The organism is Phenylobacterium deserti, from assembly GCF_003254705.1.
Taxonomy (GTDB): domain Bacteria; phylum Pseudomonadota; class Alphaproteobacteria; order Caulobacterales; family Caulobacteraceae; genus Phenylobacterium; species Phenylobacterium deserti.
Genome location: NZ_QFYR01000003.1, coordinates 69,446 through 83,753 on the forward strand (window position 1 = coordinate 69,446; position 14,308 = coordinate 83,753).

Here is a 14,308-nt window from a genome sequence, read left to right on the forward strand (position 1 = left end):
TTAGTGCGGATCGAAGTGGACGGCGCCACGCCGCGTCGTCGAGCGTCTCTTGGTGCGAAGGTCGGCCTCGCGCTCTTGGCGGCGGTTGTGGTGATCGTGGGCGCAGCCTTGTTCTTCAACTCACCCCGCTCAGGTCCAGAAGATAAGGCCAAGGACGCAGCCACCAATGCGGTGGAAGCGGTCGTCGACGGGATGGACACTCGAGCGGACGTGGTCCGCAAGTGAGCGAGTCTGCTCTGGAGCAGGAGCGCTCCGTCGGTCCGACCGAGACTGAAAAGGCGCTCGGGCCGATCCGCGTCTCCTTGCACAGCTCAACCCAGCTCTTCAGCTCGATCGACCCGTCGCCGTTTGTGGAGAGGAACCTGGACCACGCGGCAGAGCGGTTCATCGTCAATTGGGCCAGGACACTGCCCCGCCGGAGCCCTTTCGAGCTCGAGCTCCGATTGTTCGAGGCGCCGACGTCGCACGATGCCTGCGAACGCGAGATCCACGAAGCGGTGCACCTGCATTTCACGCGGCGAGCCGACTACATGACGCGCGAGTTGCACGAGCTGCTGCGGCGTGGACGGCGCAGCCTGGTGATCGGTGTCGTCTTCATCACGGCCTGCCTGCTCTCATCGAACGCCGCAACGCGCCTGTTTCCGGGCGCGGTCGGTGCGGTGATCAGCGAAGGGCTGAAGGTGGCCGGCTGGGTGGCCATGTGGCAGCCCGTGAACGTCTTCCTCTATGGATGGTGGCCGATCACGGGCGAGCGACGCCTTTTCCGGCGGCTGAGCAAGATGAAGGTCCACGTCCGCGCACCTGGCCAGGGCGCTGCCCGCTGAGGTCAGTCGTCGGGGTGCGGGTTGCGGTCGGCGTCGAGGCGGACGGTCCAGTTGGCGCGACCGGGCATCTCGGTCAGGATCCAGCGGGTCAGGCGCTCATAATGGGCGATGAAGCGGGCGAGCTCGGCGTCGCTCATGCCGCCGCCGGTCCGTTCGCGCAGCTTGCGCTCCTGCTCGGTGCGCCAGGCCAGCACCACCTCGAAGCTCGGCGCTTCCAGGAGCACCAGCTCGTGCAGGCGCTCGAACAAGGTCTGGTAGGGACCGTCCAGCTGGGCGTTGACGTAAGCCCGCCAGCGGCCCTGCGCGTCCTCGTCGCGTTCTAGGTCGTTCACCGGCTCGGCGAGGGCGCTGCCGCCCTGGGCGCGGGCGCCCACGCACCAGCCTTCGAAGATGACGACGTCGACGGGGGTGGCGACCGTCTCCCACTGAGCGCGCGGCTTGCGGTTGTCGGCAGCCTTGTCGAAGGCGGGCAGGGCGATGCGGCCGGCGCTGCGCAGCTGGTCTAGGCTGGCGCCGGCCAGCGCCACGTCGTGGGTGCCGGGCGGGCCACGGGTGGCGAGCAGGGGGTGAACCTTGGCGGCCAGGGTCTCGCGCGCCGCCTTGGGCAGGTAGAAGTCGTCCAGCGAAAGGGCGACCGCCGAAAGCCCGCGATCTCGCAGCAGGCGCACGGTGGCGGCCGCAATCGTCGATTTTCCCGAGCCTTGCGCGCCGCACAGGCCGATCAGCACCGTCTTGCGCTTGACCTGCCGAAGCCGGGCGGCGCGGGACGCCAGGGGCTCGCAAACCCGATCCAGCGTGGTGCGGAAGCTCTCGGGGAGGGCTTCCGCCGCCAGGAATTCGCCAAGCCAGTCCGACACGCAACGCCTCCGTCAGGAGGCTGGACGTCAGCCCCCGCTGTAGCCGCCCAGGATGGGCAGAATCTCGCCCGTGATGAAGCTCGACATCTGCGGCGAGGCCAGGAACACGTAGGCCGGCGCGCATTCCTCCGGCTGGGCCGGGCGCTTCATCTGGGTGCCGGCGCCGAACTGGGAGGTCTTCTCCGCGTCCTTGTCGGCCGGGTTGAGGGGCGTCCACACCGGACCGGGCGCCACCACGTTCACCCGGATGCCCTTGGGGATCAGGCTGGTGGACAGCGACCGGGCGAAGGCATGGATGCCGCCCTTGGTCATGGAATAGTCCAACAGGTCCTTGTTGCCCATGATCCCGGTGACGGAACCGGTCATGATGATCGCCGAACCCGGCGCCATGTGCGGCACCGCCGCCTTGGCCATGTGGAAGTAGCCGTAGAGGTTGGTCTTCAGCGTCCGGTCGAAGTGCTCTTCGGTGAGCTCCTCCAGATCGTTCACATGCTCCTGGAACGCGGCGTTGTTGACCAGGATGTCGAGCTTGCCGAGTTCGCGGACGGTGCGCTGGACGGCGTCTTTGGCGAAGGCGGGGTCGGCCACGTCGCCGGGCAGCAGGATGGCCCGCCGGCCCTCCTTCTCAACCGCCTGCTTGGTGACCTCGGCGTCCTCGTGCTCGTTGAGATAGGCGATGGCGACGTCCGCGCCTTCGCGGGCGAACAGAGCGGCCACGGAGCGGCCGATGCCGGAGTCGGCGCCGGTGATCAGCGCGACCTTGCCTTCGAGCTTGCCTGAGCCCTTGTAGAAGGGCGCGTCCCACATGGGCTGCAGCTCCAGGTCCTTCTCGTCGCCGGGCTTCAGCAGGTGCTGCTTGGGGAACGGCGGGGCGGGGTATTCGCGCGCGCCCGCCTGCATCGGCTTGTCTTCATCTTCCTGAGGCTGGAACGAGCGCTGCTCAGCCGCGTCGATTTCGCTCTGGATCTTGCGTTCCTGCTCGGCGGCGCGCTCGGCGCCGGCTTCGAAGTTCTCGCTCATGGCCGTCCTCATGGCTGTTGTCGGCCAGCCAATCCGCAGCGGCGATGCAGGTTCCCACCTAGAATAGAATACCGACGTAGGCGTCGAGGCCGCGCTTGAGGTCAGCGATCAGGTCCTCCGGATCCTCCAGCCCCACGTGAAGGCGGATCAGCGGGCCCGCGTAGGTCTTGCGGAACTTGCGGTCCTTCAACTGCGGATCGCACGAGATGGCCAGGCTCTCGAACCCCCCCCAGGAGAAGCCAAGGCCGAAGAGCTTCAGGCTGTTCAGAAAGGCGTGCACGGCCCGCTCGGAGCCGGGCGGCGCCAGGGCGAAGGTGAACAGACCGCAGGCGCCGGTGAAATCGCGAGCCCAAAGCTCGTGTCCCGGGCAGCCGGGCAGGGCCGGGTGGTAGATCTGCGCCACTTCCGGCTGCGCCTGGAGCCAGCGCGCCACGCGGAGGGCGTTTTCGTCGTGGGCGGCGAGCCGGGTCGGCAGCGTCCGCAGCCCGCGCAGCATCTGGTAGGCGTCCTCGGGCGAGACGGCCCAGCCCAGGTGGAGGATGCCGTCGTTCAGGGCGCGCACAACTTTCGGGTCACGGGCCGCGACGCTGCCCATGAAGACGTCGGAGTGGCCGCCCACGTACTTGGTGAGAGCCTGGATCGAGACATCGACGCCGTGTTCCAGCGGCTTGAACAGCAGGCCTGCCCCCCAGGTGTTGTCGGCGGCGGTCAGGATGCCTCGCGCGCGGGCCAGGTGCGCCACCCGGGCCATGTCCTGCATCTCGAAGGTCAGGGAGCCAGGCGACTCCATGAGGATCAGCCGCACCTTGTCCGATGCGCCGGCCACAAGGTCCTCGGGCGAGGTCGCCGGGTCGAAGTAGGTGGTGGCGACGCCGTAGCGCGCCAGGACCTTGTCGCAGAAGCGCCGGGTCGGCTTGTAGATGGTGTCGGTGACCAGCACCTCGTCGCCCGTCTTCAGCAGGGCCAGAAGGGCCCCGGTGATGGCCGCCAGGCCGGAGGGATAAAGGGTGACGCCACCCGGCCCTTCCGCGCCCTCCATCTCGGCCAGGGCGGTGCAGAGCGCCTGATGGGCGGCCAGGCCCTGGCGGCCGTAGGTGACGTTGCGCTCGTCATAGAGCGACTCGGCGTCCGGCAGCAGGACGGTGGAGCCCTTCTGGATGGGTGGTCCCACCGTCTTGACCAGCGACTTGGGTGCGCCGCCGGCGCGGATCAGGCGGGTACGGTCGTCCATGCGGGGTTGCGGCCTCGTCCGAGGTGGGGCGAAAGTGCGGGGGCACTTAGAGCCTCACCGTTGGGCCCAATCAAGGAGCAGGGATGATCTGGCGCCTCGCGGCGGCGATTGTGGTCATTGGCCTCGCAGGCTGCAGCCGGGGCGCGCCTGCCGCAAAAGCCCCCGAGCCCAGCGCCCCCGTGGCCCAGGCGCCGACCACGCCCACCGCCTACAGCCCGGCGGTCAGCCCGACCCTGAAGGCGGTGCGCCAGCGAGGCTATGTGGCCTGCGGGGTTCACCCGGGACTGCCCGGCTTCGCCTTTCCTGACGCGCGAGGCCGCTGGCGTGGGTTCGACGTGGACATCTGCCGGGCCATCGCGGCGGCGGTGCTGGGTGATGCGGAGAAGGTGCGGTTCACGACAACGGACGCCCAGGACCGGTTCAGCGCGCTTCGGGATGGTCGGATCGACGTGCTGTCGCGCAACACCTCCTGGACCTTCGCCAGAGACGCAGGCCTGGGGCTCGACTTCGCGGCGGTGACCTATTTCGACGGCCAGGGGTTCCTGGCGCCCAAGTCATTGCAGCTGACCAGCGCCGAGGAGCTGTCGGGCGCGCGGATCTGCGTCCAGAGCGGCACCAGCAGCGAGGAGAACCTGGCCGAGTTCTTCCGGGCCCGCGGCCTGCGCTACCGTGCCGTGGTCGCGCCGACCGAGGACGAGGTTCGCCAGCTCTATGAAAGCCAGGCCTGCGACGCCTTCACCGCCGACATATCGGCCCTGGCCGCGGCGCGCTCCACCATGGGCAGCCCGAACGCGCAGGTGATCCTGCCGGACGTGATCTCCAAGGAGCCGCTCGGCCCGGTCGTGCGCCAGGGCGACCCGACCTGGACCGACATCGTGCGTTGGACGGTCTACGCCACCATCCTGGCGGAGGAGCTGGGGCTGAACGCCAAGACCGTTGAGCAGGCGAGGGAGACCGCCTCCGATCCCGAAACCCGCCGGTTCCTGGGCCTGGAGGGCGAGCTTGGGCCGTTGCTAGGGCTGTCCAACGACTGGGCGTACCAGGTCGTTCGTCAGGTGGGCGCGTATCACGAGATCTTCCAGCGCGGCGTCGGCCAGGACTCGCCGCTGAAGCTGGAGCGCGGGCTGAACGCGCTGTGGACCGCGCCCAAGCCCGGGCTGATGTACGCCCCGCCGATGCGCTAGGCCGGGCCGGTGACCACGGGCGTGTCGGCGCGACCGCCCCATTCTGTCCACGAGCCGTCGTAGACCGCCACGTCGAAGCGGCCGAGCCGCGCCAGACCCAGCGCCAGCGTGCCCGCGCTGACGCCCGAGCCGCAGGTGGTGACGATCGCCGCGCCGAGATCAACGCCGGCGGTTTCGAAAGCCGTCTTGAGCGCGTCGGCCGGCAGCAGGGTGCCGTCCGCTCTCACCAGATTCGACCACGGCACGTTGCGGGCGCCGGGCATGTGACCGCTCCGAAGGCCGGCGCGAGGTTCGGGAACCTCGCCGGTGAAGCGTCCGGCGGCCCGGGCGTCCACGAGCTGCGTGCCGCCTTCGTCGATCGCGGCGCGAACATCGTCGACGCTGCGGACCAGCGACGGCTCGAAGCGTGGCTCCAGCCGGCTGGCGGCGGGCTGAACGTCCCCGGTCTCGACCGGCCGGCCCTCTTCGCGCCACTTCTTGAGCCCGCCATCGAGGACGTAGACCTCGGGCCAGCCCATGACGCGCAGGTTCCACCACACGCGGGGCGCGGAGAAGATGCCTCGCGCGTCGTACACGACCGTAACCTGGTCCCGCCGGAGACCCAGCGCGCCCGCGGCTTCGGCGAAGGCCTCCGCGCTGAGCAGCATGTGCGGCAGGTCGGAGCGCTGGTCGGCGATCTTGTCGATGTCGAAGAACAGCGCGCCGGGGATGTGGCCCGCCAGGTGCTCGGCGCGGCCGTCGCCGTCCTCGTTCGGCATGTACCAGGTGGCGTCGACCACCTGCACCGCACCTGCTTCGATGCGCTGGGCCAGCCAGTGCGTGGAAACCAGAGGATCGGTCATGCGGCCATCCAGGGCGGGGCGGGCAGGCCCTTTTCGGCCAGGAACGCCGGATTGAAGATCTTCGACTGATAGCGCGCGCCGTGGTCGCACAGCACCGTCACGATGGTGTGGCCGGGGCCGAGCTCCTTGGCCATGCGGATGGCGCCGGCGACGTTCACGCCGGTGGAGCCGCCCATCACCAGGCCGTCGTGCTCCAGCAGGTCGTAGATGGTCAGCAGCATCTCCTCGTCGGAGATCCGATAGGCGTGGTCGACCTTGAGGCCTTCCAGGTTCGCCGTGATCCGGCCCTGGCCGATGCCTTCGCTGATCGAGCTGCCTTCGCTCTTCAGCTCGCCGTCCGTGTAGTAGGAGAACAGCGCTGCGCCGTGCGGGTCGGCCAAGCCGATGCGGACGTCGGACTTACGTTCACGCAAAGCCTGGGCGACCCCCGCCAGCGTTCCGCCAGAGCCCACGGCGCAGATGAAGCCGTCCACCTTACCGCCGGTCTGCTCCCAGATCTCCGGACCCGTGCCGTGCACGTGGGCTTCACGGTTGGCGACGTTGTCGAACTGGTTGGCCCAGACCACGCCTTTGGGCTCCGTCTTGGCAAGTTCCTCGGCCAAGCGCCCGGAATATCTCACATAGTTGTTGGGATTGGCGTAGGGGACCGCGTCCACTTCCACCAACTCGGCCCCGTAGAGCCGGATGGCGTCCTTCTTCTCCTGGCTCTGAGTGCGCGGGATGACGATGGTTGCGTTGTAGCCGAGCGCCTTGCCGACCATGGCGAGGCCGATGCCGGTGTTGCCGGCGGTGCCCTCGACGATGCGCCCCCCGTCCCGGAGCAGGCCCTTCTGCACCGCATCGCGGATGATGTAGAGCGCAGCCCGGTCCTTCACGGACTGACCGGGATTCATGAACTCGGCCTTGCCGAGGATTTCGCAGCCGGTGAGCTCGCTGGCCCGGCGCAGACGAAGGAGCGGCGTATTGCCGATGGCGTCGATGACGCTGCTGGCGATGGTCATGACTGGCTACTTAAGCCTAGCGCGGGGCTAGGAACAGGGGCGCCCGCGCTGACTTGCCGCTTGTGAAGCGGCCCGGCGCAGGTCACTTACGCGCGCAAAGTCAGACAGCAGAGGTCCGCCATGGCCGCCTTGAAGCTCGATCGCTGGAACGTCGCCATCGGCGAGGGCCAGCCGCTGGCCGTGATCGCCGGCCTAAACGTCCTGGAGGACGCCGATCTTGCGCTGCGCGTCGGCCGCGAGCTGAAGACGATCTGCGCCGACCTGGGCCTGCCCTATGTGTTCAAGGCCAGCTTCGACAAGGCGAACCGCTCGTCCATCAAGAGCTATCGTGGGCCCGGCCTTGAAGTCGGGCTGGAGATCCTGCGGCAGGTGAAGACCGAACTGAACGTGCCGATCTGCAGCGACATCCACGAGGTGGAGCAGGCCGCGCCGCTCGCCACCGTGGTCGACGTCCTCCAGATTCCCGCCTTCCTGTGCCGCCAGACGGACCTGGTAGTGGCCTCTGCTCGCGCGATCCACAAGGCGGGCGGCTGGCTGCACGTGAAGAAGGGCCAGTTCCTGGCGCCTTGGGACGCCAAGAACATCGTCTCCAAGATCAAGGAAGCCACCGACGACGCCGAGTTCACCATCCTGTGCGAGCGCGGGGTGTCTTTCGGCTACAACAACCTGATCGTCGACATGCTGGGCTTCGCCGAGATGAAGAAGCTGGGCGTGCCGGTGACGATCGACGCCACCCACGCCGTCCAGCTGCCGGGCGCCGACCCGCGCACCGGCGGCGCCTCCACGGGCGGTCGGCGCGAAGGCGTGGCTGTGATCGCCAAATCGGCCGTGGCCGCCGGGGCGGACGGCGTGTTCCTGGAGTTCCACCCCGATCCGGACAAGGCGCTGTGCGATGCACCCAGCTGTCTGCCCCTGGACGGCGCGCGTGAGCTGCTGACCACGCTGAAAGCGCTGCATCAGGTGGTGAACGGCCAGACGGCCGCGGCTTGACCTCGCATCCAGCGCGCCGCAGAGGCTAGGGCCATGGATCTGAACGCCCTCCAGCACATCCTTGGCCTGGTTCCTGGCCGACGGGTGGCCTGCGTCGGCGACCTGATGGTCGACCGGTTCGTCTACGGCGACGTGACCCGCGTCTCGCCCGAAGCGCCCATTCCGGTGCTGGCGCGCTCGCGCGAGCTGCAGATGCTGGGCGCTGCGGGCAACGTGGCCCGCAACGTCGCGGCCCTGGGCGGCTCGGTGGCGCTGGTCGGGCTGATCGGCGGGGACGCCGAAGGCAAGGAAGCTTTGAGGCTCGTCGGCGAGGAGCCCGGCGTCGAGGGCTATCTGGTCACCGACACCCAGCGCCCGACGACGCTGAAGACGCGCTTCGTGTCCGGCGGCCAGCAACTGCTGCGCGTCGACACCGAGATGTCCCGTCCGGTCGGCGGCGACGTCGAGCAGCGCCTGGTGCGTACGATCCTGGACGCGGCCCAGGGCGCAGGCACGATCCTGTTGTCCGACTACGGCAAGGGCGTCGTGACCGAGGCGGTGATCGCCGCCTGTCGCCAGGCGGCGGAAGCGGCCGGCGCCAAGCTGGTGGTGGACTCAAAGGCCCGCTCCTTCGGCCGCTACGGCGCGGTGGACCTGATCAAGCCGAACGCCGCCGAGCTGGCCAACGCCACCGACATGCCCACGTCCACCGACCCCGAGATCGAGGCGGCGCTGGCCCGGGCCATGGAGCTTTGGCAGGCCAAGGCGATCCTGGTGACCCGCGCCGCCAAAGGCATGAGCCTGGCCGTGCGAGGGGAAGCCGTGCGGCATTTCCCGACCGCGCCCGTCGAAGTGTTCGACGTTTCCGGAGCCGGGGACACGACTCTGGCCGCCCTCGGGCTGGCGCTCGCCGCCGAGGCCGACTTCGAGAGCGCCATCGGCTTCTCCCAGCTCGCGGCGCACGTCGCGGTCGGCAAGGTGGGCACCGCCACGGTGAGCCCTGAAGAGCTGATCGAAGCGGCCATCACCGCCCACATGGCGCCTGCCGAAGCCAAGGTGGCGACGGCCCAGCGCATGGCGGACGAAGTCGCGCGGTGGCGCGCCAAGGGCCTGCGGGTCGGCTTCACCAACGGTTGCTTCGACATCCTGCACAAGGGCCACGTGGCCTACCTGACCCAGGCCCGCGCCTGGTGCGATCGGCTCATCGTCGGGCTGAACTCCGACGAAAGCGTCCGCGCGCTGAAAGGCGAGGGGCGGCCGGTGAACGACCTGGAAAGCCGCGCCCTGGTGCTGGCTGGGCTGGGCTGCGTCGATCTCGTGGTGCCGTTCGAAGACAGCACGCCCATCAAGCTGATTGAGGGTGCGCGACCCGACGTGCTTGTAAAGGGCGCCGACTATTCCGAGGAGCAGGTGGTCGGCGGCGATCTGGTGAAGTCCTGGGGCGGCGAGGTGAAGCTCGCCGAGCTGGTCAACGGCTACTCGACCACGGCGGCCATCGCCCGCATGCAAAAGGAACAGGCATGACCCGGCGTATCGCCTTCGTCACCGGCGGAGCCGGCTTCATTGGTTCCAACATCGTCGCCAAGCTGGCGGAGGACCGCAGCCTCGACGTGGTGGTCTGCGACCGGCTGCGTGAGGCCGATCGGGGCAAGTGGCGCAACATCGCCAAGCATCCGATCGGCGACTTCGTAGCGCCGGACGACATGCTCGAGTGGCTGGAGAAGCGCTGGCGTGACGTGGACGTGGTGATTCACATGGCCGCGGTCTCCTCGACCACCGAGCCCGACGCCGACAAGATCATCCACTCCAACTTTACGCTCAGCCGGGACCTGTTCCGCTGGTGCACCGACCGGCAGCGGCGCTTCATCTACGCCTCGTCCGCCGCCACCTACGGTGCGGGCGACCACGGCTTCGTGGATGACAATGACTACGAAGCCTTGGCGGCCCTGCGGCCTCTGAACACCTACGGCTGGTCCAAGGCGCTGTTCGACGTGTTCGCGGTGCGTCAGGCCAACCGGGGCTACGCGCCGCCGCAATGGGCGGGCCTGAAGTTCTTCAACGTCTACGGGCCGAATGAAGAGCACAAGAACTCGATGAAGTCGGTCGCCGCCCAGATCTGGCCGAAGGTGGCGGCGGGGCAGTCGGTGCAGCTGTTCAAGAGCTACCGCGACGGCGTGCCGGACGGCGGCCAACAGCGCGACTTCGTCTATGTGCGTGACGCGGCCGACGTGGTCGAGTGGCTGACCCACACGCCCACCGTCAACGGCGTCTTCAACCTGGGGAGCGGCAAGGCCCGTTCGTTCGCCGACATGGCGCAGGCGGTGTTCCGCGCTGCTGGCCGCGAGCCGCAGATCGAGTACACGCCCATGCCGCCAGCGATCCGGGACAAGTACCAGTACTTCACCGAGGCCAAGATGGACCGGCTGTTCGACGCCGGTTACCCCAAGCCCATGACGGCGCTGGAAGACGGCATCGCCGATTACGTCGGCCGCTACCTGTCCCAGTCCGACCCCTACCGCTGACGTATGGCCAAGGTCGCGCCGCGCTCCCGCCGTTGGCTGGCCGTGGCCGCGATCGGCGTGCTCCTGCTGCTGGGTGTCGGCACGGGGCTCTACTGGGGCGATCTGGTGCGCAATGCGCTGGATCCCAAGGAGCCGTTCCAGACCTACGAGCCGCCGCCCGCGCCGGACTATGACGCGCGGGCCGGCTGGGCGCTGCTGCCCACCGAGCCTGCGACCATTACGGAAGCGACGCCGCGCGCGGACGTCTTCTTCATCGCGCCCACCATGTACGACGGCGGCGACGAGTGGAATGCGCCGGCGGGCGATCCCAAGACCGAGCGTCTGTTCCGCGAGGTGATGGCGCCCAACTACGCCGGGCCTTTCGTGCGCGTCGGCCGGATCTTCACGCCGCGCTATCGGCAGGCCAGCCTCTACAGCCTTCTGACCCTGCGCGAGGACGCCCGTGAAGCGCGCAAGTTCGCCTACGGGGACGTCCAGCGGTCATTCCGCGAATATGTCGGCCGCTACAACATGGGCCGGCCTTTCATCCTGGTGGGGGTGGAGCAGGGCGGCACGCTGGGCGCCCGGCTGCTGGAAGAGATCGCCGCCGATCCCCAGCTTCGCAGCCGCCTGGTGGCCGCCTATCTGATCGAGACGGTGACGCCGGCTGACAGCCTTCCGCTGCCGCCCTGTGTGCGTAAGGGCCAGGCGGGCTGTGTGGCTGCGTGGGCCAGCGTCTTCGACGGCCAGATCGAGGGCGCAAGCGCCCTGCTCAACCGCGCCCTGGTCTGGTCGCCGGCAGGAGACCTGGTGAACCTCAACGGACGGTCGGCCCTTTGCTTCAACCCGATCCTGGGCGCCGTCACTGACGCGCCCGCGCCGGCTCGCCTGCACATGGGCGCCGCCAACGCCACGGGCCTCGAGTGGGACGCGCGGCCGGCGTTCATGGCTCGCCAGGTCTCCGCCCGCTGCCAGCGAGGGCTTCTGCATGTGACCGCGCCCAAATCGGCCTCATTGAAGCGGACCGGCGGCTGGGCCGATCGCCGAAAAGTCCCTGGCTACAACCTGTTCTACGCCGACCTTGAGGCGGACGCCCGGGCCCGGCTGGCGAGCCTAGCGACCCCTGCGCCCTGACAGCGCACGCGAGCGGCGCTGGATTGTGGAATAGTGGGGCCGTCGCGGGGAGTCGCGACGCCTGGAGAGATCCACATGAAGCCGCCCCCCAAGAGGCTCTCGGACCTGAAGCCCGCCGCCGAGCCTGGAGTCTACGCCCGCCCGACGCCCAAGGTGGCGCGGCGCAAGACGGCAAAGGTGCTCAGCCCCGCTGAACGCGCCGCCTTTCTGGCCTCGCGGCCCGACCTGAACGGTAAGACCTGAACGGGGCGGGCGCGAAGCCCGCCAGGAGCTAAGCTCCACCTCGATAGTCAGCCGGCGTCCTTGAGCGCCATGCCGGCTTTCCAGTCGAACAGCTCCTGAAGCACGCGCAGCGCCAGGCCGCGTTCCGAGGCGAGTTCGGGGTCCCTTCCGATGATCAGCCGCGCGTCATCGCCCGCCGCCGCGATGAGGTCCCGGTGCGCGATCGGATCGGTGAAGACGTAGTCTGGGAAGCCGGACTGGCGCAGGCCCAGGGCGTCGCCGCCGCCACGCAGTTCCAGGTCCGTCTCGGCGATCAGGAAGCCGTCGTCCGTGCGGCGGAGGATGTCGAGACGCTTCTGGGCCGTTTCCGATAGCGGCGGATCGTAGAGAAGAACGCAGGCGCTCTCCCGGCGCCCGCGCCCAACGCGTCCGCGCAGCTGGTGCAGTTGGGCCAGCCCGAAACGCTCCGCCTGCTCGATGACCATGATGGTGGCGTTGGGGACATTGACGCCGACTTCCACGACCGTGGTGGCGACCAGCACGGACAGACGGCCTTCGGCGAACTCGGCCATCACCGCGTCCTTCGCGGCAGGCGTCATCTTGCCGTGCACCAGCCCGACGCTGGGGCCGATGGTGCTCTTCAGCTCCCCGGCGCGCTTCTCGGCCGCCTTCAGGTCGCTGACCTCGGACTCCGAAACCAGCGGGCAGATCCAGAAGGCCTGGGCGCCGCTGGCCACCGCTTCGCGCAGACGCGTCTCCACTTCGGCGACCCTGGGCATGGGCATGGCGCGCGTGGCGACAGGCGTGCGGCCCGGCGGCTTTTCGTCGATGCGGCTGACGTCGAGATCGCCGTAGACCGTCAGCTCCAGCGTGCGCGGGATCGGGGTGGCCGACATGGCCAGGAAGTGCACGGCCTCGCCCTTGGCCTGCAGCCGCTGGCGCTCGGCGACGCCGAAGCGATGCTGCTCGTCCACCACGGCCATCTCCAGGCGGTGGAAGGCCACGTCGTCCTGGAACAGGGCATGGGTGCCCACCGCGACCTGCACGGCGCCTGACGCCAGCGCCCGCAGCTTCTCAGCTCGCGCCGCCCCCTTGTCACGGCCGGTGAGCAGGATCACGCCGACGCCATGAGCGGCGAGTGGGGCTGCGATCGTCTCGTAGTGTTGCCGCGCCAGGATCTCCGTGGGGGCCATCAGGGCCGTTTGGCCGCCTGCCGCTGCGACGTCGGCCATGGCGCACATCGCGACCACCGTCTTGCCGGAGCCGACATCGCCCTGCACCAGGCGGCTCATCCGCTCGCCAGCGCCTAGGTCGCGGCGGATGTCCGTCAGCGCGCGCTCCTGCGCCCCGGTGAAGGCGAAGGGCAGGTCGGCGCGAATCTTCTCGGCGAGCTCGCTTGGTCCGATACGCGCGGCCGGCTCGCGCCGACGTTCCGCCTTGCGCTGCGCCATGGCGAGCTGGTGGGCCAGCAGCTCATCGAAGGCCAGCCGCCGCGCGTGCGGCGACTGCAGCCCCAGGTCCGCCTCACCCTGCGGTCCATGAAGGCGCTCCAGGGCTTCGCGCCAACTCGGGAAGCGCTCGCGCTCCAACCAGGCGCGGTCCTGCCATTCCGGCATCTCCGGCGCGCGGGACAGGGCCTCAACGACGAACTTGCGCACGGTGCGCGGCGGCAGGCCGGCGGTCGCCGGATAGACGGGCTCCACCTCGGGGATGTCGCCGGCCTTGCCGGGCTCGACCATGTAGTCCGGGTGGACCATCTGCCAGCCGAACGAGCCCTGGTTCTCGACCTTTCCCGAGATGATGCGCTGGCTGTTCACCGGATGGCGCTGCTCCAGCTGCGAGCCGAAGCTTCCGAAGAACACCAGGGTCATGAAGCCGGTCTGGTCGAACACCCGCATCCGCCAGGGCTGGGTGTGGACGCGGGGCTTCTGGAAACTCTCCACGGTGACTTCGAAGGTCATCACCTCGCCGTCGAGTGCGGTGGAGATGGTGGCGGGCGTGCGCCGGATCACCGTGTGCGGCTTCAGGAACAGCACGTCGCGCACGACGGGGCCCGCCAGTTTCTCCAGCAGGGGCGCCACACGCGGTCCCACCCCCTTCAGCGAGGTCACCGGCGCGAAGAGCGGGAATAGAATCTCGGGCCGCATGGCCGGAACATAGCAAGATCGCGCGGGAGCTCACTGGCGCATCGCAGCCCCGCGCTCTATATCCGCGCCTCTCCATGAGCACCAACGACGCACGGCTAAAGAAGCTGAAGTTCCGCGCCTGGCGCCGGGGCTTCCGGGAAGCGGACCTGATCCTCGGGCCGTTCGCGGATCAACATGTGGCGAGTTTCAGCGAAGAGGAGCTCGACACCTTCGAGCACCTGCTGGAGGTCCCCGACCAGGATCTCTACGCCTGGATCATCGGCCGCGAGCCGACCCCGCCCGAGCACGATCATGAGATCATGAACCGCATCAAGCAGTTCCGCTGGGATGCTCATGAAGCCCGGGGCGACAACAATGGCGGCTGACGGCTCGCGTC

Annotated in this window: 15 protein-coding genes; 9 read left to right on the top strand and 6 right to left on the bottom strand. The window is 68.9% G+C overall.

Features of this window, described 5'->3' with window-relative positions; translation table 11 throughout:
* Window positions 1-3 precede the first annotated feature (3 nt).
* Together DJ018_RS12950 and DJ018_RS12955 are read left to right on the top strand one after the other, a co-directional pair.
* Complete coding sequence (locus DJ018_RS12950) at window positions 4-225, top strand: hypothetical protein (protein ID WP_133254285.1); 222 nt, start codon at window positions 4-6, stop codon at window positions 223-225.
* Entirely contained in the window at window positions 222-824 is a 603-nt protein-coding gene (locus DJ018_RS12955; protein ID WP_111515384.1) for a hypothetical protein, read from the top strand. The genes DJ018_RS12950 and DJ018_RS12955 overlap by 4 nt, the downstream gene beginning before the upstream one ends.
* 2 nt (window positions 825-826) lie before the next feature.
* Here the strand turns inward: DJ018_RS12955 and DJ018_RS12960 are convergent, their stop codons facing one another.
* Genes DJ018_RS12960 through metC form a run of 3 tightly spaced genes read right to left on the bottom strand, consistent with a single transcriptional unit; the run spans window position 827 to window position 3,932 of the window.
* Window positions 827-1,681 carry a kinase gene (locus tag DJ018_RS12960; protein WP_240609546.1) on the bottom strand — a complete coding sequence of 285 codons (855 nt, stop codon included), beginning with the start codon at window positions 1,679-1,681 and terminating at the stop codon, window positions 827-829.
* A gap of 27 nt (window positions 1,682-1,708) precedes the next feature.
* Window positions 1,709-2,701 (bottom strand): SDR family oxidoreductase, encoded by a 993-nt coding sequence (locus tag DJ018_RS12965; protein ID WP_111515385.1) that lies wholly within the window; start codon window positions 2,699-2,701, stop codon window positions 1,709-1,711.
* A gap of 58 nt (window positions 2,702-2,759) precedes the next feature.
* Complete coding sequence (gene metC, locus DJ018_RS12970; RefSeq protein WP_111515386.1) at window positions 2,760-3,932, bottom strand: cystathionine beta-lyase; 1,173 nt, start codon at window positions 3,930-3,932, stop codon at window positions 2,760-2,762.
* 83 nt (window positions 3,933-4,015) lie between these two features.
* Between metC and DJ018_RS12975 the strand changes: the two genes are divergently transcribed.
* Window positions 4,016-5,116 (top strand): amino acid ABC transporter substrate-binding protein, encoded by a 1,101-nt coding sequence (locus DJ018_RS12975; RefSeq protein ID WP_111515387.1) that lies wholly within the window; start codon window positions 4,016-4,018, stop codon window positions 5,114-5,116.
* Here the strand turns inward: DJ018_RS12975 and sseA are convergent.
* Both sseA and DJ018_RS12985 read right to left on the bottom strand, forming a co-directional pair.
* Window positions 5,113-5,958, bottom strand: a complete 846-nt coding sequence (gene sseA / locus DJ018_RS12980; RefSeq protein ID WP_111515388.1) for a 3-mercaptopyruvate sulfurtransferase — start codon at window positions 5,956-5,958, stop codon at window positions 5,113-5,115. The genes DJ018_RS12975 and sseA overlap by 4 nt on opposite strands.
* On the bottom strand, window positions 5,955-6,959 hold the full coding sequence (locus DJ018_RS12985) for a cysteine synthase A (protein ID WP_111515389.1): 1,005 nt from the start codon (window positions 6,957-6,959) through the stop codon (window positions 5,955-5,957). The genes sseA and DJ018_RS12985 overlap by 4 nt, the downstream gene beginning before the upstream one ends.
* 120 nt (window positions 6,960-7,079) lie before the next feature.
* Here DJ018_RS12985 and kdsA point away from each other — a divergent pair, with 120 nt between their 5' ends.
* The 5 genes from kdsA (at window position 7,080) to DJ018_RS19215 (ending at window position 11,806) form a co-directional block, all read left to right on the top strand.
* A complete protein-coding gene (kdsA, locus tag DJ018_RS12990) occupies window positions 7,080-7,949 on the top strand; it encodes a 3-deoxy-8-phosphooctulonate synthase (RefSeq protein WP_111515390.1) in 870 nt (289 codons plus the stop codon).
* Between the two features lie 33 nt (window positions 7,950-7,982).
* Window positions 7,983-9,452, top strand: coding sequence for a D-glycero-beta-D-manno-heptose 1-phosphate adenylyltransferase (rfaE2, locus tag DJ018_RS12995; RefSeq protein WP_111515391.1), 1,470 nt, complete (start codon window positions 7,983-7,985; stop codon window positions 9,450-9,452).
* Complete coding sequence (gene rfaD / locus DJ018_RS13000) at window positions 9,449-10,450, top strand: ADP-glyceromanno-heptose 6-epimerase (RefSeq protein ID WP_111515392.1); 1,002 nt, start codon at window positions 9,449-9,451, stop codon at window positions 10,448-10,450. The genes rfaE2 and rfaD overlap by 4 nt, the downstream gene beginning before the upstream one ends.
* 3 nt (window positions 10,451-10,453) lie before the next feature.
* Window positions 10,454-11,563 carry a DUF3089 domain-containing protein gene (locus DJ018_RS13005; RefSeq protein WP_111515393.1) on the top strand — a complete coding sequence of 370 codons (1,110 nt, stop codon included), beginning with the start codon at window positions 10,454-10,456 and terminating at the stop codon, window positions 11,561-11,563.
* Between the two features lie 75 nt (window positions 11,564-11,638).
* Window positions 11,639-11,806: a hypothetical protein gene (locus DJ018_RS19215; RefSeq protein ID WP_165842916.1), complete on the top strand. Its 168-nt coding sequence runs from the start codon at window positions 11,639-11,641 to the stop codon at window positions 11,804-11,806.
* A gap of 47 nt (window positions 11,807-11,853) precedes the next feature.
* Here the strand turns inward: DJ018_RS19215 and recG are convergent, their stop codons facing one another.
* On the bottom strand, window positions 11,854-13,932 hold the full coding sequence (gene recG, locus DJ018_RS13010; RefSeq protein WP_111515394.1) for an ATP-dependent DNA helicase RecG: 2,079 nt from the start codon (window positions 13,930-13,932) through the stop codon (window positions 11,854-11,856).
* 74 nt (window positions 13,933-14,006) lie between these two features.
* On the opposite strand from recG, the gene DJ018_RS13015 reads away from it, so the two are divergent.
* Window positions 14,007-14,297, top strand: a complete 291-nt coding sequence (locus tag DJ018_RS13015) for an FAD assembly factor SdhE (RefSeq protein ID WP_111515395.1) — start codon at window positions 14,007-14,009, stop codon at window positions 14,295-14,297.
* The last annotated feature ends 11 nt before the right edge of the window (window positions 14,298-14,308 follow it).

Excerpts from the sequence above, each read along its gene's own strand:
- DJ018_RS12965 (WP_111515385.1), bottom strand. The coding sequence starts at position 2,701 with ATGAGCGAGAACTTCGAAGCCGGCGCCGAGCGCGCCGCCGAGCAGGAA.
- metC (WP_111515386.1), bottom strand. The coding sequence starts at position 3,932 with ATGGACGACCGTACCCGCCTGATCCGCGCCGGCGGCGCACCCAAGTCG.
- DJ018_RS12975 (WP_111515387.1), top strand. The coding sequence starts at position 4,016 with ATGATCTGGCGCCTCGCGGCGGCGATTGTGGTCATTGGCCTCGCAGGC.
- sseA (WP_111515388.1), bottom strand. The coding sequence starts at position 5,958 with ATGACCGATCCTCTGGTTTCCACGCACTGGCTGGCCCAGCGCATCGAA.
- DJ018_RS12985 (WP_111515389.1), bottom strand. The coding sequence starts at position 6,959 with ATGACCATCGCCAGCAGCGTCATCGACGCCATCGGCAATACGCCGCTC.
- kdsA (WP_111515390.1), top strand. The coding sequence starts at position 7,080 with ATGGCCGCCTTGAAGCTCGATCGCTGGAACGTCGCCATCGGCGAGGGC.
- rfaE2 (WP_111515391.1), top strand. The coding sequence starts at position 7,983 with ATGGATCTGAACGCCCTCCAGCACATCCTTGGCCTGGTTCCTGGCCGA.
- rfaD (WP_111515392.1), top strand. The coding sequence starts at position 9,449 with ATGACCCGGCGTATCGCCTTCGTCACCGGCGGAGCCGGCTTCATTGGT.
- DJ018_RS13005 (WP_111515393.1), top strand. The coding sequence starts at position 10,454 with ATGGCCAAGGTCGCGCCGCGCTCCCGCCGTTGGCTGGCCGTGGCCGCG.
- DJ018_RS19215 (WP_165842916.1), top strand. The coding sequence starts at position 11,639 with ATGAAGCCGCCCCCCAAGAGGCTCTCGGACCTGAAGCCCGCCGCCGAG.
- recG (WP_111515394.1), bottom strand. The coding sequence starts at position 13,932 with ATGCGGCCCGAGATTCTATTCCCGCTCTTCGCGCCGGTGACCTCGCTG.
- DJ018_RS13015 (WP_111515395.1), top strand. The coding sequence starts at position 14,007 with ATGAGCACCAACGACGCACGGCTAAAGAAGCTGAAGTTCCGCGCCTGG.